The following is a 15,427-nucleotide window of genomic DNA, read 5'->3' as shown; positions in this document are numbered from 1 at the left end:
AAATTCCTCCATCTACAGTATTGACGGAATATTGAGTTTTATTCAGGGGAGGAAGAGGGAAATGAAAGAAATTAAGTTTCGTGCATGGGATAAAGTATATAAGCATTTTCACGAAGGAGACCTTATCAGAGACTACCACATCGGTGAATTTATTGATAATCCAGAATACGAAGTAACTCAATACACAGGATTAAAAGATAAAAACGGCACTGATATCTATGAGGGTGACATTGTAAAAGCTTGGTCTACTGGTTCATACGGTACATTCGAGGTTCGTTGGAGACAAGATGGTTCGCCTTGTTTCATTTTATATCCAGCGTTTCAACATGGAGAGATGTGGAGATTGCATGGGGTGAAAGATAAAGATGGTAATTATTACGACGATGTAGAGGTTGTAGGGAATATCTATGAAAATCCTGAACTGATCAAAAACTAAACAAAATAATCCTTTGGCGATAAAATGATAATTTTTCGCCACAAGTGGAGAAAAAGAAGATTTAGAAATTATTAAGTAAAATCCTTTGAAAAGTTAAAAAAATGCAAGAAAATGATATAATAATAGCAATTAAACATTTAGTCCTACTGGAAGAACCAGCGGACACTGAACTACAAAGAGCATTAGTGATATTGCTCTGTAGTTTGGTGTCCGCTTTTTTTATTTTGCTTAGAGGTGATGGGAATGAAAAAGATTCGTAATCAGCAGCAAAAGGAACAGAATAGGCAGCGTAAGAAAGAAAAATTAAGTGTTCGAGATATAGAGGAATTAATGGGCATTCGTAGACCAAGATATGAGCGTGGTCATGGCGGTGCTTTTAGACAAAAATAAAAAATTGGAGGAATTAATGTGAATAAACAATTAGAATTTCAAATGCCTGTTATTGATGAGGAAAAGACAAAGGATTCAGTAGAAGAAGTATTTGAAGAGTACAGACGATATTTAGCGATGTTACCGAGTGATTTACTTCCTAAAGTAACACCATCGTATTCAATTGTTCCTCCATGTGTAACGAATGAATTTAATAGCTCTACAGAAAATATTGCTATTGAGAGAATTCAATTTGAAGAAGCTAGAGAAAGGTTCATGAAATGGATTCATAGGGCAGTTAATAGATTACCAAAGAGAGAAAGAAAAATTATATATATGTATTATATGGAAGAGTATAAAGGGTACGATCCAGACATAATGGATGAAGTTAAATTAGGTAGAACTACATATTACAAAGTGAAAGGGAAAGCTCTATTACGTTTGGCCTTTAGTTTACGAAAAGAAGTGTTTAAGCAAAGTACACAAAACGGAGAGGTAGAAACAGCATGAACATTGTACAGCCGATTCGAAATAAAGAGATTATCCAAGAGATAAAGGAATTCTATAAGAAGCAGAATGAGAGAAACTACATTCTGTTTCTTCTTGGTATTAATACAGGCTTTAGGATATCAGATATATTGCGCTTGCGTGTTCGTGATGTAGAGGGATGGAATATTGTTATACGTGAAAAGAAGACGAGGAAAATAAAAGATATTAAGATGCCATCAGAATTAAAGAAGGCAATTCGCGATTATACAAAAGGAAAGCCGAAAACCGAGTATTTGATCAAAAGTCGGAACGGGAAAAATAAGCCAATTACAAGGGCAATGGCTTATGTGATACTAAATCAAGCGGCGCAAGAGTTTGGATTAGAACGTATTGGGACACATTCTTTACGTAAAACGTACGGATATCATCATTATCAACAGTTTAGAGATGTAGCGGTTTTACAGCAAATGCTAAATCATACAGAGCAAAAAGAAACATTGAGATATATCGGAATTGAACAAGATACATTAAATGATTATCAAAGGAAATTTAAAATCTAATTTCTTTCTTTTTTTATCAATTTTTGAATTAGCTACAAACTGAACGTGTCAAATTCATTTCTGTAATAATACATGAAGGCTTGATACATATGAGGTAAATGCGTACAGGTGAATTTAACACACTCTAGTTTATAGCTAATTCATTCTCAAGGATTAAAGAACATATTTATTCAAAACTATGCAAAAAGAAGCTGAAAAACGATGTGCAAAAATACAGAAATAAAAAACGCGAACTATTCGTGAACTATTTGCGAACTATTTACGGACACGTTTTGGTTTTTAACATGATATATTTGTATTGTGAGAAGTGGCGGAAAACATTTCTCACAAAATTCCTGATAATGAAAATGGATCGTCATGACCGGTGGCGATGGTTGCAGATTGGATGGATAGTTGTTTCTTGATTTCACATTCAATTGCAATTTATGTCATTCAAGCGAAGAAGGGCTTTTGCTCTTCTTCCAGTTACTTAATAAGGTTGGCGCAGATGAAGGCAACAACATTAGGTGATTGGAAAAAGAATAAAACTTCACGTACCACAATTAAAATACAAATGAATTATTGAGAGAAAAGCATCCATTCGGGTGCTTTTTATTTTTGAGGAGGATGAAGGGTGGAAACTAAAACATTAGTACTTAAACCTGTAAAGCAATATAAGATTGATCCGAATAAAATCCAATCATTAGATGATGTGATTTCTATTTTGAAAAATGTAACGATATATGTGAATGGTGAAGAAGCATTAGAAGGTCTTGAACATTTAATTGAAAAGGATAATGAGCAATGCAATTAACTAAACTTGAAAATGCGATTGCTATCGGTACAATCCTTAATGCTATTGGTGAAGAGAATCTTAAAGATTACGTGGAATTAGAATCATTGCGACCAGTAGTTAAAGAATTAAATAGGTTAAACAAAAGAACGAAGCCGAAAGAAAAGAAAGAAGCGATAACAAGTTTAATAGGCAAGTTAATGAGTGAGGTGTGAGATATGGAAACACATGAGCTTATTCAGTTAATAAGAGATAACAAGCTTATGAAGTTCTATAAGTCTAGGGAATGGCGTGAACTAAGGCTCAAGGCATTAAAGAGAGATAACTTTGAATGTTGTATGTGTAGAGATAAAGGGAAGTATCGTAAGGCTGATTGTGTTCATCACATCAAGGAAGTGAAAGAATATCCAGAGCTTGCTTTAACATTTGATAATCTTATGTCTCTATGTAATACATGTCATAACGAAGTACATGACCGTTTAAGGGCACAGGACAAGCTACCAGCGTTTGTTAATGAAGAGAGATGGTAAAACATGATAATAAACGATAACGGTCGTGAGTACGACACTGAGTATCTTGAAAGAGTAGCAACGTTAGAACCTGAGGATAGAACAAGCGTAGAGCGAGACATCTTTAATGCTGGTGCTCGTTTTATTTATTATAGGTACACTCAAATCAGAGACATTATCAATCGTAATAAATGTAATAACTTAACGATTGATAAAGTGAAACAACTTTTAGATATAGATAGAGTTCAAATGTTCTTGCCAATTTCAGAAGAAGAAATAAATTATACTATTTATTTTGTTGAAAGATATATACGAATTAAATAAGTACCCCCCTTAAAATAAAATCGACTTTCTTTCGGGGGAGCTTTCAACGGGAGGGGGAGAGCGGTTAAAACATTTTTGCGAATTAAAAAGTAAGAGGGGGGGTACTTGTGCGAAAACTATCAAAAAAAGCACAGATAAAGCAAGATTTATTACAACAATTGGAAAATAGCGGTTTGCATGGTATGCACTACGTTGATCTTGTTGATGATTACATGACATTGTTTGATGCGAAAAATAAGTTAGCAAGAGAAATGAAAAAGAATGGACCTATGATTGAATGGCAAAACAGTGAGAGTCAAAAGGGAGTCAAGGCTAATCCAGCTACAAAAGAATTTCGTGAGACAAACAAGCGCATGACGGAATTATTGAAAGTGCTTGGCTTGAAAGAACCAATATATGATGAAGGTACTGATGACGATGACATCTAGATTTCCAACTACATATCAATATCATCCATACATCGATGAGTATATGCGCATGGTTGAGAATGGAGAAATTCAAAGTTGCAAAGAACAAAAGCTACTTATGAAGTTTCTTCGTTGGAAGTTAGACAAACCAGGTGTGGTGATTGATGCAGAGGCTATTGAAAAATCAGTAGAGAAGCCAGCCCCTTACTTTCCTTTTTCTCTTTTTGCTTGGCAGAGGTTCTGTAATGCGTTTATTTACGGTGTGCGTTATGCAGATGGTCGTCTTATGTTTGACAGGTATTTGTTATTACTTGGTCGTGGGGCAGGTAAAAACGGGTATATCAGTTATGATTGCTTTTATATGTTAAGTGGTCATCATGGAATTAAAAATTATGATATAGACATTGTGGCGACTTCAGAAGATCAGGCGAAAACATCATTCGAAGATGTGTTAAATATTTTAGAAACTCCTAAATTTGCAAGAAAGTTAAAAAAAGTTTTTTACAAATCAAAAATACTCATTAAACATATAAAAACAAAGTCTAAGTTTGAATTTAATACGTCAAATGCTCGTACGAAAGATGGTAAGCGAAGTGGAACTGTTATATTTGATGAGTTACATGAGTATGAGGACTATTCGAATATAAAAGTCTTTACATCCGGCCTAGGTAAAAAGAAAGACCCAAGGATTTTCTATATTACGACAGATGGAAATGTTCGTGGTGGAGTGCTGGATGATATGAAAGAAGAAGCACAAATGGTTTTGAATAAAGAATTACCGGACTCTACACTATTTCCTTTTATATGCAAACTGGATGAGGAACAAGAAGTTCATGATGAGTCAATGTGGGAAAAGGCAAATCCTTCATATCGATATAATGAAAATTTACAGCATAAAATGCGTAAAGAATATCACGATATGAAACGCAATAGTGCATTGCGAATTGAGTTCATGACAAAAAGAATGAATTTACCTGTCGAGGATACAAGGAAAGAAGTTGCTACCTATGAGGAAAGGTTAGCTACAGAGCAGCCATTCCCTGACGATATCCAAGGAATAGAATGTATAGGAGCTGTTGACTTTGCGCAAATACGCGACTTTTGTTCAGTAGGGATTTTATTTAAAAAAGACGGGAAACGTTATTGGATGCAACATACATTCATGCATCATACAGCTCCTAAATTACAAGACATTAATCAAGACATAATTAAAATAGCTATTGAAAAAGGTCTGTTAACGGTTGTATATGATAAATCAATAAGTGCAGAACATGTATTAAATTGGTTTGTCATGATGAATAAGACATATCGTATTAAGAAAGTTAGCATGGACTTGTATCGTTCTACAATTTTAAAAGAAGCATTAACTACAGCAGGATTTGAAGTTGAAATTGTACGTCGTGGACCAGCCACACATAGCATGTTAGCCCCGCTTGTAGAGGAGATGTTTATTAAGCAAACAATTGTTTTTGGCGATGATCCTCTTATGCGTTGGTATGTTGGTAATGTATACAAAGAAGAAAAAATGAATGGAAATATTGAATATAAAAAGATTGATAAAGAAAAGCGGAAAACAGATGGGTTTTTCGCCTTTTTGCATGCCTTAAATTTTGATTCGGAATTAAGTGAACATAAACAACTCACTCCGGGAACGTTCAAAGTAAGAACTTATTAGAAAGGTAGGTGAAGGAATGGGATTAATAGATTGGATAGGCGGTTGGTTTGGAAAGAGAAACAGGGAAGTACTAAAAAGTTATTTGTATGAGTCTTCTCTTGATTTTTATTTTAAAAAATTAGCTGTAAATACTTGTGTAGATCTAATTGCGAACACGCTTGTACGTTGTGAGTTCCAAACTTTTGAAAAAGGAAAAGAAGTCCGAAATGAAAACCATTATTTATTTAATGTACAGCCAAATCAAAATCAAAACGCATCTCAATTTATGCATAGCTTAGTTTCACATTTGATTTATGATAACGAGTGTTTAGTAATAATGCATAACGATCAACTTTATGTAGCCGATAGCTTCAATAAAGAAGAATTTGCATTAAGAGAAAATTGGTATACAAACGTTACAATAAATGATTTCACTTTTACCCAGAAGGTATTTAAAGAGAGTGAAGTTTTTTACTTTCAATTAAATGATGAAAATATCATGAATGTAATAGATGGTTTATATGGAAGCTGGGGAAAGTTAATTACTTCTGCAACGAACATTTATAAGCGCTCTAATGCTATGCGAGTTGTAGTGAAAGGCGATTTTTTAAGACCACAAACTGATGAGATGCAAGAACAAATTGATGCAATGTTTAATGACCAGTTTAAAACATTTTTCGAAGCGGATAATGCAGGTGCCGTTTTCCAATTACAAGATGGATACGAATTAGATAATTTCAGCAATACTTCAAAGGGAAATAAATTAGATAGTCGAGATATTAAATCATTGGTAGATGACATTATTGATTTTGTTTCTATGGCTTTTCATGTACCAAAAGGAATGTTAAAAGGTGATGTGGTTGATGTATCTAAACAAACGGATAATTTCCTTATGTTTTGTATCAATCCACTTATAGAATTAATTACAGATGAAATAAATCGGAAGTTTTATACAAAAGAAGAGTACTTAGGGCGAACATATTTGAAAGTTGATACAAGTCGAATTAAACATGTGGACATTACAGAGCTTGCAAATGCTTGTGATGTATTTTTCCGAATTGGTGTAAATTCAATTAATGATATTTTACGAATGTTAGGGCGTGAACCTATAGATGAGGAATGGGCAGAAATGCGTTATGTTACTAAGAACTATGAATCAGTTGAAAGCGCAGAAGCGATGAAAGGAGGTGTAAAAGGTGACAACAATCCAAATTCCAAAAATTAATAAACGTTTTGAAGTATTTAATAAAGTAGAAAATGATGAAACCGACCTGTTTTTATATGGTTCTATTGGTTCAGGTTGGTTTGCTGATATTACGGCTGATGACGTGAAATATAAATTGGACAACATTTCTACCGGTACGATTAATATTCATATCAATTCACCAGGTGGTGATGTATTCGAATCTATTGCAATTCATAATCTTCTTAAAAATCATAAAGCGAAGGTTAATGTTTATATTGATGGTTTAGCGGCATCAGGTGGTTCTGTTATCGCAATGGCAGCAGATAAAATTATTATGCCGAAAAATACGATGATGATGATTCACAAGGCATGGACATATGCAGCAGGTAATTCAGAGGATTTAAGAAAAGTAGCTAATCAATTAGAAAAAATTGATACGGCAGTAACAGAAAGTTATACAACTCGTTTTGTAGGAGAGAAAAGTGAACTTGAAACACTGCTAGCAGAAGAGACTTGGTTAACCGCTGAAGAATGTAAAACGTTTGGTTTCTGTGATGAAATTTCAGATGAAATAGAAATCCCAGAAGATGATGAAGGTGATGAGTTAGAACCAAAGGCAAAGATATTAAACAAATATAAGTCATCCGTCAAAAAACAAGAAGAACCAAAAGAAACTACTCATAATAGCAAAAATGCATTATTTACATTACTAACAGCTTTAAACACTCCAAAACGGTAGTGTTTTTTATTTTGTATAAAAATAGGAGGAATTTAAAAATGAAAAATTTAGATCGTGAAACTCAAAAACAAAATGAAATGAGAGAGAAGTTATTAAATGCAATGAATAGTGGTGATGAGGAACAAGCAGCGACCGCTATGATTGATTTTGCAAACTCTATTCAAGAAAACATTATCAATGAAGCGCGACAAGCTGTAAACGAAGATTTAACAGATCAACAAGTAATGGTAAGTAGAGGGCTACAAGTTTTAACAAAAGATGAACAAACATATTACAACACTGTTATTGCTAATAAAGGTTTTGCAGGTGTAGAAACGTTAGTTCCAGCAACTGTATTCGAACGTGTATTTGAATATTTACGTACAAACCACGCGCTATTGAACTACATTGAATTTGTAAATACTACTGGCGTTACAGACTGGATTGTCAAAAAGGGAAATGTACAGTCTGCTTGGTGGGGAAAACTTTGTGAAGAAATTAAAGAATTATTGGATGATGGATTTGAAGTTATTACAACGAATTTATATAAATTAAGTGCATATGTTCCAGTTTGTAACGCAATGTTAGACTTGGGCCCGATTTGGCTTGATCGCTATGTTCGCGAAATTTTAACTGAATCAATGGCTATTGCATTAGAAGAAGCAATTGTAAATGGTACTGGTAAAGATCAACCGATTGGAATGATGAAAGATCTTAATGGAGCAGTTACTGCGGGTGTTTATCCAGATAAAAAGGCAATTGCACTTACTAGCCTATCACCAAAATCATTAGGTAAAGAAGTAATGGCGCCACTTACAAAAGATGGTCGTCGTGCAGTAAGTAATGCACTAATGATTGTGAATCCACTTGATTATTGGGAAAAAATCTTTCCAGCAACAACGTTCTTAACACAAAATGGCGCATATGTATCTGGTGTATTACCAATTCCAGCAACAGTTCTTCAATCTTTAGCTGTTCCAAAAGGAAAAATGGTTGCAGGAATTGCGCGAGATTACTTTATGGGTGTTGGTTCAACTCAAAAAATTGAAACATCTACAGAATATAAATTCTTAGAAGATGAAACGGTTTATTTGTCTAAACAATATGCGAATGGTCGTCCGAAAGATAATGAATCATTCTTAGTATTTGATATTAGCGCTTTAAATGCTGGTAGTGAAACACCTACACCCTAAGCAACCCTCCACATTAAGAGTGGAGGAAATGGATTTTAACAATATGTTAAAACCGGAATTAGTTGCATATGCAAATCAACATAACATAGATATTTCTTCGGCGACTTTGAAAGATGATATTCGAAAAATTATAGAAGAAGCAGTAACAAGTGGTGGTTAAAATGGAAAAAACATTAAATGAAACATTACTTGAAGATGTGAAAAGCCGTTTAAGGATCACTTGGGATGATGAAGATAAACAATTAATAAAAACAATTGAACGTGGAAAGGCGTATTTACAAAAACTTTGTGGTACGTCTTTTTCTTTTGGAGAAGAAGATCAAGTTAAACAATTACTTATTGAACGATGCAGATATGAGTATAACAACGCCTTGGAGGATTTTGAAAAGAATTTCCGAGGAGAATTGCAGCGTTTAATTCTAGAATCTGCCTTGAAAGAGAGGGCAAAAGGTGAAGTCATACAATGAAACGTTTAATGATGGTTTTTTGAGATATGGACGCACAGAAACAAAGCGTAGTGAAAATGCAAAACGGATCAAAGGTGTTTTTGCTGAAGAAGGAAAATTAGCTTTTAGAGAATTGTCGGCACGGGACAGTGACTATCAATCTTGCGGATCATTAAATGCAAAGCTAGATAAGAAGGTAAAGACTTTATTCCCGCCTTCTTTTCGTTCTGTTAATAAAAACAAATTAAAAGTAGTTATAGATCAATTGGAATACGATGTTATAAAAGTTGATTCAGACAAACAGTATTTATATTTCTATTTACAGGAAGTAGGTGGACATAGTGCTGAGTAACGAACAATCAAAAAAGCGACTCAAGAAAATGAATAGCTTGTTAATTGAAAAATTAAATGAAGCATTCAATGTGGAGATTTATCAAGATCAAGTAAGTGAAGATGAAGAAGAAGGTTATCACTACTTCATATTTGAGACAGGCGGCTTTGAAAAAACAGAAAATAAATTAACACTTAAGCAACATGTTTTAATTCGTTATTACTCTGAAAATCGAGATGACTTAGATGAAAGAATGCTAGATATTATTGCAACACTTGAGGCTACAGGACATTCTTTTCAACGTTCTGATAAAACATCTATTCAAAAAGGAGAAACCGACGAATACATTGATGAAATTGAAATTTATGTAACGAGACTTGTTAAATATGGCTGCTAATTCATGGAGTGTTGAGTTTGGTGATATTGAAGCCTTAGAAAGAAAAATGAAACAAATACCAAGTAAATCGGAGCAAACACTTAATAAGGTTTTGCATACTGACGGTGTGAATCTTGCAGTCGAGTCCATTCAGCCTAAAATTCCAGTTTCTACGTGGAAGGGGCGAGTGAGAAATAAAAAACATGCCAAAGATCAAAAAGCTTTAGCGAATAGCAAATTAAATTTAGGTTTTATGATTCGTCCAACACCTAGATTCAATTATTTAAAGTATCCCGATTTAGGGATAGGAAATTCAAAGAAAAACACACCGCGAAAAATATTAGAGCGTGGTTTGCATACAGCTACGCCGAAGATATCAGAACGCTTAAATACAGAATTAGATAAGGTTATCAATCAAACATTAGGAGGTTAATCATAATGGCAAAAACAGTTATTGAAGAATTTGATTCTATGTCATTTACAAATGTAGGTATTCAATTTATTGAGGGGGGCATTCAACAACCAGGTACAAAGTTCGGTTGTGTTGGCACAATCGAGGGTGAAACAGAAATGCTTGAGAAAGTAAAGAAATGCGAAGGTGTAGAAGTTAAAAAGATGTCTAAACCTACCAAAATGAATATGACTCTTTCTGGTCATTTACGTGTGGATGTAATTAGAAAGGTTTTCGGAATTAAAGCAGATGGATTAAAAGCTGGTGTCTGGTCATATGGAACAAAATCTAAAGGAAAGGCATTTGTTTTAACTGCTGATGTAATTGATGAGTTTTCTGATGTGAAAAAGATGGTTGCCTTTTCTAATTGTACATCTACAACTGGATTTAAATTTAAAGTAGAAAACGGTGCAGATGAATTAGCAGAAACAGAATTAGAATTTACGGCACTTAAAGATAGTAATGACGACTTCTATTATGAAGCGTTAGTTGATGAAGTAGACGATGCGCAAGTAAAAGAGAAGTGGCATACACAATTCACACCAGATCTTGTGAAACTGTAAAAATATCTATCAAGATGAAAGGGGACAAGTAACCTATGAAAGTCCAAATCGTAAAATTAAAAGAAATAGAAGTTGTAAATGTAGATGGGTACTTTAAGGTAATTGAAAAAAATCATCAAACAGTTCCTTGCTTTATTACGAACGCCGCAATGCAGCGAGGGCAAAGTTTAGGTTTAATTGAACAATCAATGATGCAAAGCTTATTTAAAATGAAGGATTTAGCAACTATGAATCCTAATGAAATCGATAGTGATGCATTGCAGAATTTTAATGAAATTGAGATACAAAAGGTCATTTATTTAGGCTGTTTAGGGGCGAATAAACAGTTCCCATATGACTTTGAAGAATTCATTGAAAGATTCCATTATTCTTTTGAAGAAACAATGAAGCTGTATACTAAGTTAATTTCAAATATAACAAATGGAAATACAAATAATTTTGCTAAAGGATTAGCGGCTAGTACAAAGTCCACAGGAAAAAAGAAATAAAGCCACCGAAAATAAACATTGAATGCGTAGAGGACAAATATGTTCTCTACGTTTTAATTTATGGGATTGATCCAGAAGTTTTTTGGCATTTTCCCGTCGCATCGGTGGAGCGAATAGCAGAAGGGAAGCTTGCCTTTGATAGTTGGAAAGCTAATCCACGCTAAGAAAAGGCAGGTGAAAATATGGCGAATGGACCAGAGTCAAGAATAACGTTTAAGGTTTTTAATCAAGAATTTAATAAAGCAATGGGCGAAATGAAGAATGAAAGTTCTAAGTTACGCCAAGAGTTCACATTGCAACAAGAACAACTTAAATTAAGTGGGACAGAAACCGAAAAATTAAATGCTAAGTTAGGATACTTACAACAACAACAGCAATTAGCTGCACAAAAGGTTGCAGCTACAGAACAGCAATTAAGTAAAGCTAAAGAAATGTATGGTGAAAATTCTACTGAAGTTGAAAAATTATCTCGTCAGCTAGGAAACGCTCAAATTGCTGAACAAAAATTTTCGAATCAGATCAAAGAAACCGAATCAGCTTTACAAAGATTGGAGCAACAAAACAGTAGTACAGCACAAGCCATAAATAAACTAGGAACAGAAGAAACAGAGCTTGTAAATAAATCAGCGAAATTACGTGCAGAGTATGATTTGCAACGCGCATCATTAGGCAATAACGCTACAGAATCAGAAAAGTTAGGTGCAAAGCTTCAGTACCTAAGTCAAGCGCAACAAAACGCCGCACAACAAACGAAAAGCTGTGAACAACAGTTAGCGGCAGCTAAATCACAGTATGGTGAAAATTCCGCTGAAGTTAATAAACTAGAAACGAAGTTATTACAGTTAAATACAGCAGAGCAACAACTGAAAAACCAAATTGAAACCACAAATCGAAGTCTGAAAGAACAAGAAGATGAAGCAAAAAGAGTAGCAAGTTCAACCAAGCAATTAGAAACTCTTTTTGAAGCAACTGGAACTAGTGTAGATCATTTTGCAAATGCATTAGGTGGTCATTTAACGTCAGCGATTAAGCAAGGAACAGCCTCATCTTCTCAATTAGATGAGGCTATTAAACGTATTGGACGGGAAGCATTAGGAGCAGAAACGGATATAGAGAAATTACAAAGGGCTCTCCGATCTGTAGATGATGGTAATTCAATTCAACAAGTGCAAAATGAATTAAGAAGCTTGCAGCAAGAAGCTGGAAGAACAGAGAAGAAGTTTGAAGGGCTAAAAGTAGGGCTTGAAAATGTTATTGGTGGTATGGCAGCTGGTGGAGGCATAGCAGCCGCAATTGAAAAAGCGATGGATATGTCAAAGTTGCAAACCAAAATTGACATAAGTTTCAATGTCCCAGAATCCTCTAAAAAATCTGTGGAGGAAGCTGTAAGAGGAATTTCAGCATATGGATTAGATGCTGAAGAAGCTCTTGAAGGCGTAAGGAGACAATGGGCATTAAATAAAGATGTTAGTGATGAAGCAAATGCTTCTTTTGTAAAAAGCGCAGCTGTTATTTCTCAATCATATGCAGGTATTGATTTCACGGAATTAATTCAAGAGGTAAATGAAGTAGGTAGCGAATTAGGTCTTACACAGGAAGGCGCTCTTGGATTAACAAATGCCTTGCTTAATATGGGTTTCCCACCAGAACAATTAGATATCATTGCTGAATACGGCGGGCAGCTTACAAGAGCAGGATACAGTGCTGAAGAAGTACAAGCAATTATGGCAGCTGGGGTCGAAACCGGAACGTGGAATATCGATAATCTCTTGGACGGATTAAAAGAAGGTCGTATTAAAGCGGCTGAATTCGGTCAAGGTGTCGATAAAGCTATGACAGAAGCTCTTGAAGGTACAAAAATTTCAGCAGAACAAGTCCAAAAATGGGGAGTAGCTGTAGCGAACGGTGGTAAAGCAGGTTCAGTAGCAATGACTGAAATTGCACAGGCTTTATCAGAGGTTGATGATGAAACCAAACGGAATGAATTAGGTGTTAAATTTTTCGGAACAATGTATGAAGATCAAGGGCAAAATATCATTAATACTTTGCTAGGTGCGAAAGATAAAACTATTGATTTCGGAAAGCAACAGGACCAATTGAATGATTCCATTAAGAAAATGGATGCAAACCCAGCAGTTAAATTCCAAAAAGCAATGCAAGATTTACAAATGGCTCTTAAACCTGTTCTTGGAGTTATAGCTGATGTTGTTGCTAAAATCGCGGATTGGATTTCTAACAATCCAAAATTAGCGGCTACCTTGGGAGCTATAGCAATAGCTATAGGAGTGATTTCAGGAGCGTTTATGGCGTTAGCGCCAATAGTTGTCGTCATATCGGGGATAGGAGCCGCAATGATGGGGTGGATAGCAGCAATCGCTTTGATTGTAGCCGCTGTGGTTGTTTTAGGTGTAGTTATATATAAAAATTGGGATTCTATCACGAAATGGACCATTGACGCTTGGAATGCAATTGGAGATTTCTTAGTAGGAATATGGACAGGTATAGCACAATGGGCGAGTGATACATGGAATAGTATTAGTGAATCCACATCATCCATATGGAATTCAATTAAAGAATATTTAATAGAACTATGGAATGGAATAAAGGATTTATTAACAGAAATATGGAATTCAATGGTCGGAAATACTACAGAAATATGGAATTCAATTGTCGAATACTTAACTGGAGTTTGGAATGGTGTAGTTGAGACATTATCAGTAGCTTGGAACAGTATTAAACAAACAACTTCTGAAGTTTGGACAGCGATTAGTGAGTTTTTCATTAGTATATGGAATGGACTAGTTGCTTTTATAACGCCTGTACTACAAGGAATTGCTGATTTCTTTTCTATGATCTGGAATGGCATTTCAACAGTTATTCAATCTGTATGGAATTTCATTACTCAATACTTACAAGCGATTTGGACAGCGATTTTATACTTTGCTACTCCGATATTTGAAAGTATCAAGAATTTCATTTCTGAATGCTGGAATAAGATTAAATCTACTACAAACCTTGTATGGGAAGCGATTAAGAATTTCTTAGTTTCCTGTTGGAATGGTCTTGTAGCATTTGTTGTGCCTATTTTTGAAAAAATTAAGTCTTGGATCATTGCGGTGTGGAATACAATCAGCTCAACAACAAAAAATGTATGGAATGCAGTGAGAAACTTCTTACAATCATGTTGGAATGGGCTAGTTTCTTTTGTAGTACCAATTTTCAATTCAATAAAAGATTGGATTATAAGTACATGGAACAAAATCAGTTCTACAACAAGCGCGATATGGAATAACGTTAAAAAATTCCTTTATAGCGTATGGAATTCAATAGTTTCTGTGGCGTCTTCTATTTTTAATAGTATTAAAGATGTTATTTCAGGTGTATGGAATAAGGTTAGTAACACAAGTAGTAACGTGTGGTCCTGGCTTAAAGGGGCGCTTGCTAGTATATGGAATGACATTAAATCAACAGCATCTTCTGTATGGTATGGATTGACAGATGTAATTATGACACCAGTGTATTGGGTTACTAACGCTGTTACCAGAGCCTTTTATGGTATGCAATCGGCTGTACTTGGTGTATGGAGTGGGCTTAAAAGCGGCATAAAAGCAGCTATAAACGGGATTATCTATATGATAAATAAGTTCATTTATGCATTTAATACCCCAGCACAATTATTAAATCGAATCCCGGGAGTAAACGCTCCTATGATTCCATATGTTCCAATGCTTGCAAAGGGTGGACATGTTTTAGGTGATGGACAATTTATTGCTGGTGAGGCTGGTCCCGAGTTATTTAGTAAAAAGGGAAATAAAGTATCTGTAACACCATTAAGTTCTTCTGAAAGAATGGGTGGAATTGGTGGACAGCTAGATTTAGTAACCAAAAATGCAGTAGCCACAATACAAAATGTAGCTTCTCAATTGGCGCAAATGGTGACTTATGATGTACCAAACGCATTAGGAGAAGCACTTTTAGCAAGTGTACCTAATATTTCCGCAGCAACTTCTGGTGGTACTAATCAGCAACCAATTGAAGTTAATTTTTATAATACTGTACGAAATGATAAAGATATTGACCGCATGTTTGAAAAAGCCGATGATTGGTTTACGCAAAAAGGACGTAACTTAAATATTGGAATAGGGAGGAATTGAT

21 protein-coding genes are annotated in these 15,427 nt (G+C 34.8%); all 21 read left to right on the top strand.

The window, feature by feature from the left end; genetic code table 11:
- Positions 1-61: 61 nt before the first annotated feature.
- A complete protein-coding gene (locus tag PQF83_RS21950; protein ID WP_000658754.1) occupies positions 62-436 on the top strand; it encodes a YopX family protein in 375 nt (124 codons plus the stop codon).
- 243 nt (positions 437-679) lie between these two features.
- A complete protein-coding gene (locus PQF83_RS21945) occupies positions 680-826 on the top strand; it encodes a hypothetical protein (RefSeq protein WP_000723865.1) in 147 nt (48 codons plus the stop codon).
- A gap of 18 nt (positions 827-844) precedes the next feature.
- Positions 845-1,315, top strand: coding sequence for an ArpU family phage packaging/lysis transcriptional regulator (locus PQF83_RS21940; RefSeq protein ID WP_001041414.1), 471 nt, complete (start codon positions 845-847; stop codon positions 1,313-1,315).
- Positions 1,312-1,854 (top strand): tyrosine-type recombinase/integrase, encoded by a 543-nt coding sequence (locus tag PQF83_RS21935; protein ID WP_001028530.1) that lies wholly within the window; start codon positions 1,312-1,314, stop codon positions 1,852-1,854. The genes PQF83_RS21940 and PQF83_RS21935 overlap by 4 nt, the downstream gene beginning before the upstream one ends.
- Positions 1,855-2,467: 613 nt before the next feature.
- A complete protein-coding gene (locus PQF83_RS21930; protein WP_000448701.1) occupies positions 2,468-2,647 on the top strand; it encodes a hypothetical protein in 180 nt (59 codons plus the stop codon).
- Positions 2,638-2,841, top strand: coding sequence for a hypothetical protein (locus PQF83_RS21925; protein WP_001177578.1), 204 nt, complete (start codon positions 2,638-2,640; stop codon positions 2,839-2,841). Before PQF83_RS21930 ends, PQF83_RS21925 begins: the two co-directional genes overlap by 10 nt.
- A 3-nt stretch (positions 2,842-2,844) precedes the next feature.
- On the top strand, positions 2,845-3,156 hold the full coding sequence (locus tag PQF83_RS21920; protein WP_000447507.1) for an HNH endonuclease: 312 nt from the start codon (positions 2,845-2,847) through the stop codon (positions 3,154-3,156).
- Between the two features lie 3 nt (positions 3,157-3,159).
- A complete protein-coding gene (locus tag PQF83_RS21915) occupies positions 3,160-3,459 on the top strand; it encodes a hypothetical protein (RefSeq protein WP_272792342.1) in 300 nt (99 codons plus the stop codon).
- Between the two features lie 107 nt (positions 3,460-3,566).
- The gene (locus PQF83_RS21910) at positions 3,567-3,887 is read left to right on the top strand and encodes a P27 family phage terminase small subunit (RefSeq protein WP_048520072.1); all 321 of its coding nucleotides are present in this window, start codon (positions 3,567-3,569) and stop codon (positions 3,885-3,887) included.
- Positions 3,871-5,541: a terminase TerL endonuclease subunit gene (locus tag PQF83_RS21905; protein WP_048520071.1), complete on the top strand. Its 1,671-nt coding sequence runs from the start codon at positions 3,871-3,873 to the stop codon at positions 5,539-5,541. The genes PQF83_RS21910 and PQF83_RS21905 overlap by 17 nt, the downstream gene beginning before the upstream one ends.
- 16 nt (positions 5,542-5,557) lie before the next feature.
- A complete protein-coding gene (locus PQF83_RS21900) occupies positions 5,558-6,745 on the top strand; it encodes a phage portal protein (RefSeq protein WP_048520070.1) in 1,188 nt (395 codons plus the stop codon).
- Positions 6,717-7,445, top strand: a complete 729-nt coding sequence (locus PQF83_RS21895; RefSeq protein WP_048520069.1) for a head maturation protease, ClpP-related — start codon at positions 6,717-6,719, stop codon at positions 7,443-7,445. The genes PQF83_RS21900 and PQF83_RS21895 overlap by 29 nt, the downstream gene beginning before the upstream one ends.
- Positions 7,446-7,483: 38 nt before the next feature.
- On the top strand, positions 7,484-8,617 hold the full coding sequence (locus PQF83_RS21890; RefSeq protein WP_073541469.1) for a phage major capsid protein: 1,134 nt from the start codon (positions 7,484-7,486) through the stop codon (positions 8,615-8,617).
- 28 nt (positions 8,618-8,645) lie between these two features.
- On the top strand, positions 8,646-8,777 hold the full coding sequence (locus PQF83_RS21885) for a hypothetical protein (protein WP_257147397.1): 132 nt from the start codon (positions 8,646-8,648) through the stop codon (positions 8,775-8,777).
- Position 8,778: 1 nt separating this feature from the next.
- A complete protein-coding gene (locus PQF83_RS21880; RefSeq protein WP_073541470.1) occupies positions 8,779-9,084 on the top strand; it encodes a head-tail connector protein in 306 nt (101 codons plus the stop codon).
- Positions 9,068-9,415 carry a hypothetical protein gene (locus PQF83_RS21875; protein WP_000844456.1) on the top strand — a complete coding sequence of 116 codons (348 nt, stop codon included), beginning with the start codon at positions 9,068-9,070 and terminating at the stop codon, positions 9,413-9,415. The genes PQF83_RS21880 and PQF83_RS21875 overlap by 17 nt, the downstream gene beginning before the upstream one ends.
- Positions 9,405-9,791 (top strand): hypothetical protein, encoded by a 387-nt coding sequence (locus PQF83_RS21870; protein WP_073541471.1) that lies wholly within the window; start codon positions 9,405-9,407, stop codon positions 9,789-9,791. Before PQF83_RS21875 ends, PQF83_RS21870 begins: the two co-directional genes overlap by 11 nt.
- Entirely contained in the window at positions 9,781-10,203 is a 423-nt protein-coding gene (locus PQF83_RS21865) for a hypothetical protein (RefSeq protein WP_073541472.1), read from the top strand. Before PQF83_RS21870 ends, PQF83_RS21865 begins: the two co-directional genes overlap by 11 nt.
- A gap of 5 nt (positions 10,204-10,208) precedes the next feature.
- Positions 10,209-10,784, top strand: coding sequence for a hypothetical protein (locus PQF83_RS21860; RefSeq protein ID WP_048520067.1), 576 nt, complete (start codon positions 10,209-10,211; stop codon positions 10,782-10,784).
- 35 nt (positions 10,785-10,819) lie between these two features.
- Positions 10,820-11,272 (top strand): hypothetical protein, encoded by a 453-nt coding sequence (locus PQF83_RS21855; protein ID WP_000867938.1) that lies wholly within the window; start codon positions 10,820-10,822, stop codon positions 11,270-11,272.
- 182 nt (positions 11,273-11,454) lie between these two features.
- A complete protein-coding gene (locus PQF83_RS21850) occupies positions 11,455-15,426 on the top strand; it encodes a hypothetical protein (RefSeq protein WP_096001576.1) in 3,972 nt (1,323 codons plus the stop codon).
- Position 15,427: the final 1 nt, after the last annotated feature.

The sequence above is a fragment of the Bacillus sp. FF-1 genome, from assembly GCF_028548245.1.
Classification (GTDB): Bacteria; Bacillota; Bacilli; order Bacillales; family Bacillaceae_G; genus Bacillus_A; species Bacillus_A paranthracis.
The sequence above is the reverse complement of the archived record's forward strand: the minus strand, read 5'-3'. Positions and strand labels throughout refer to the sequence as shown.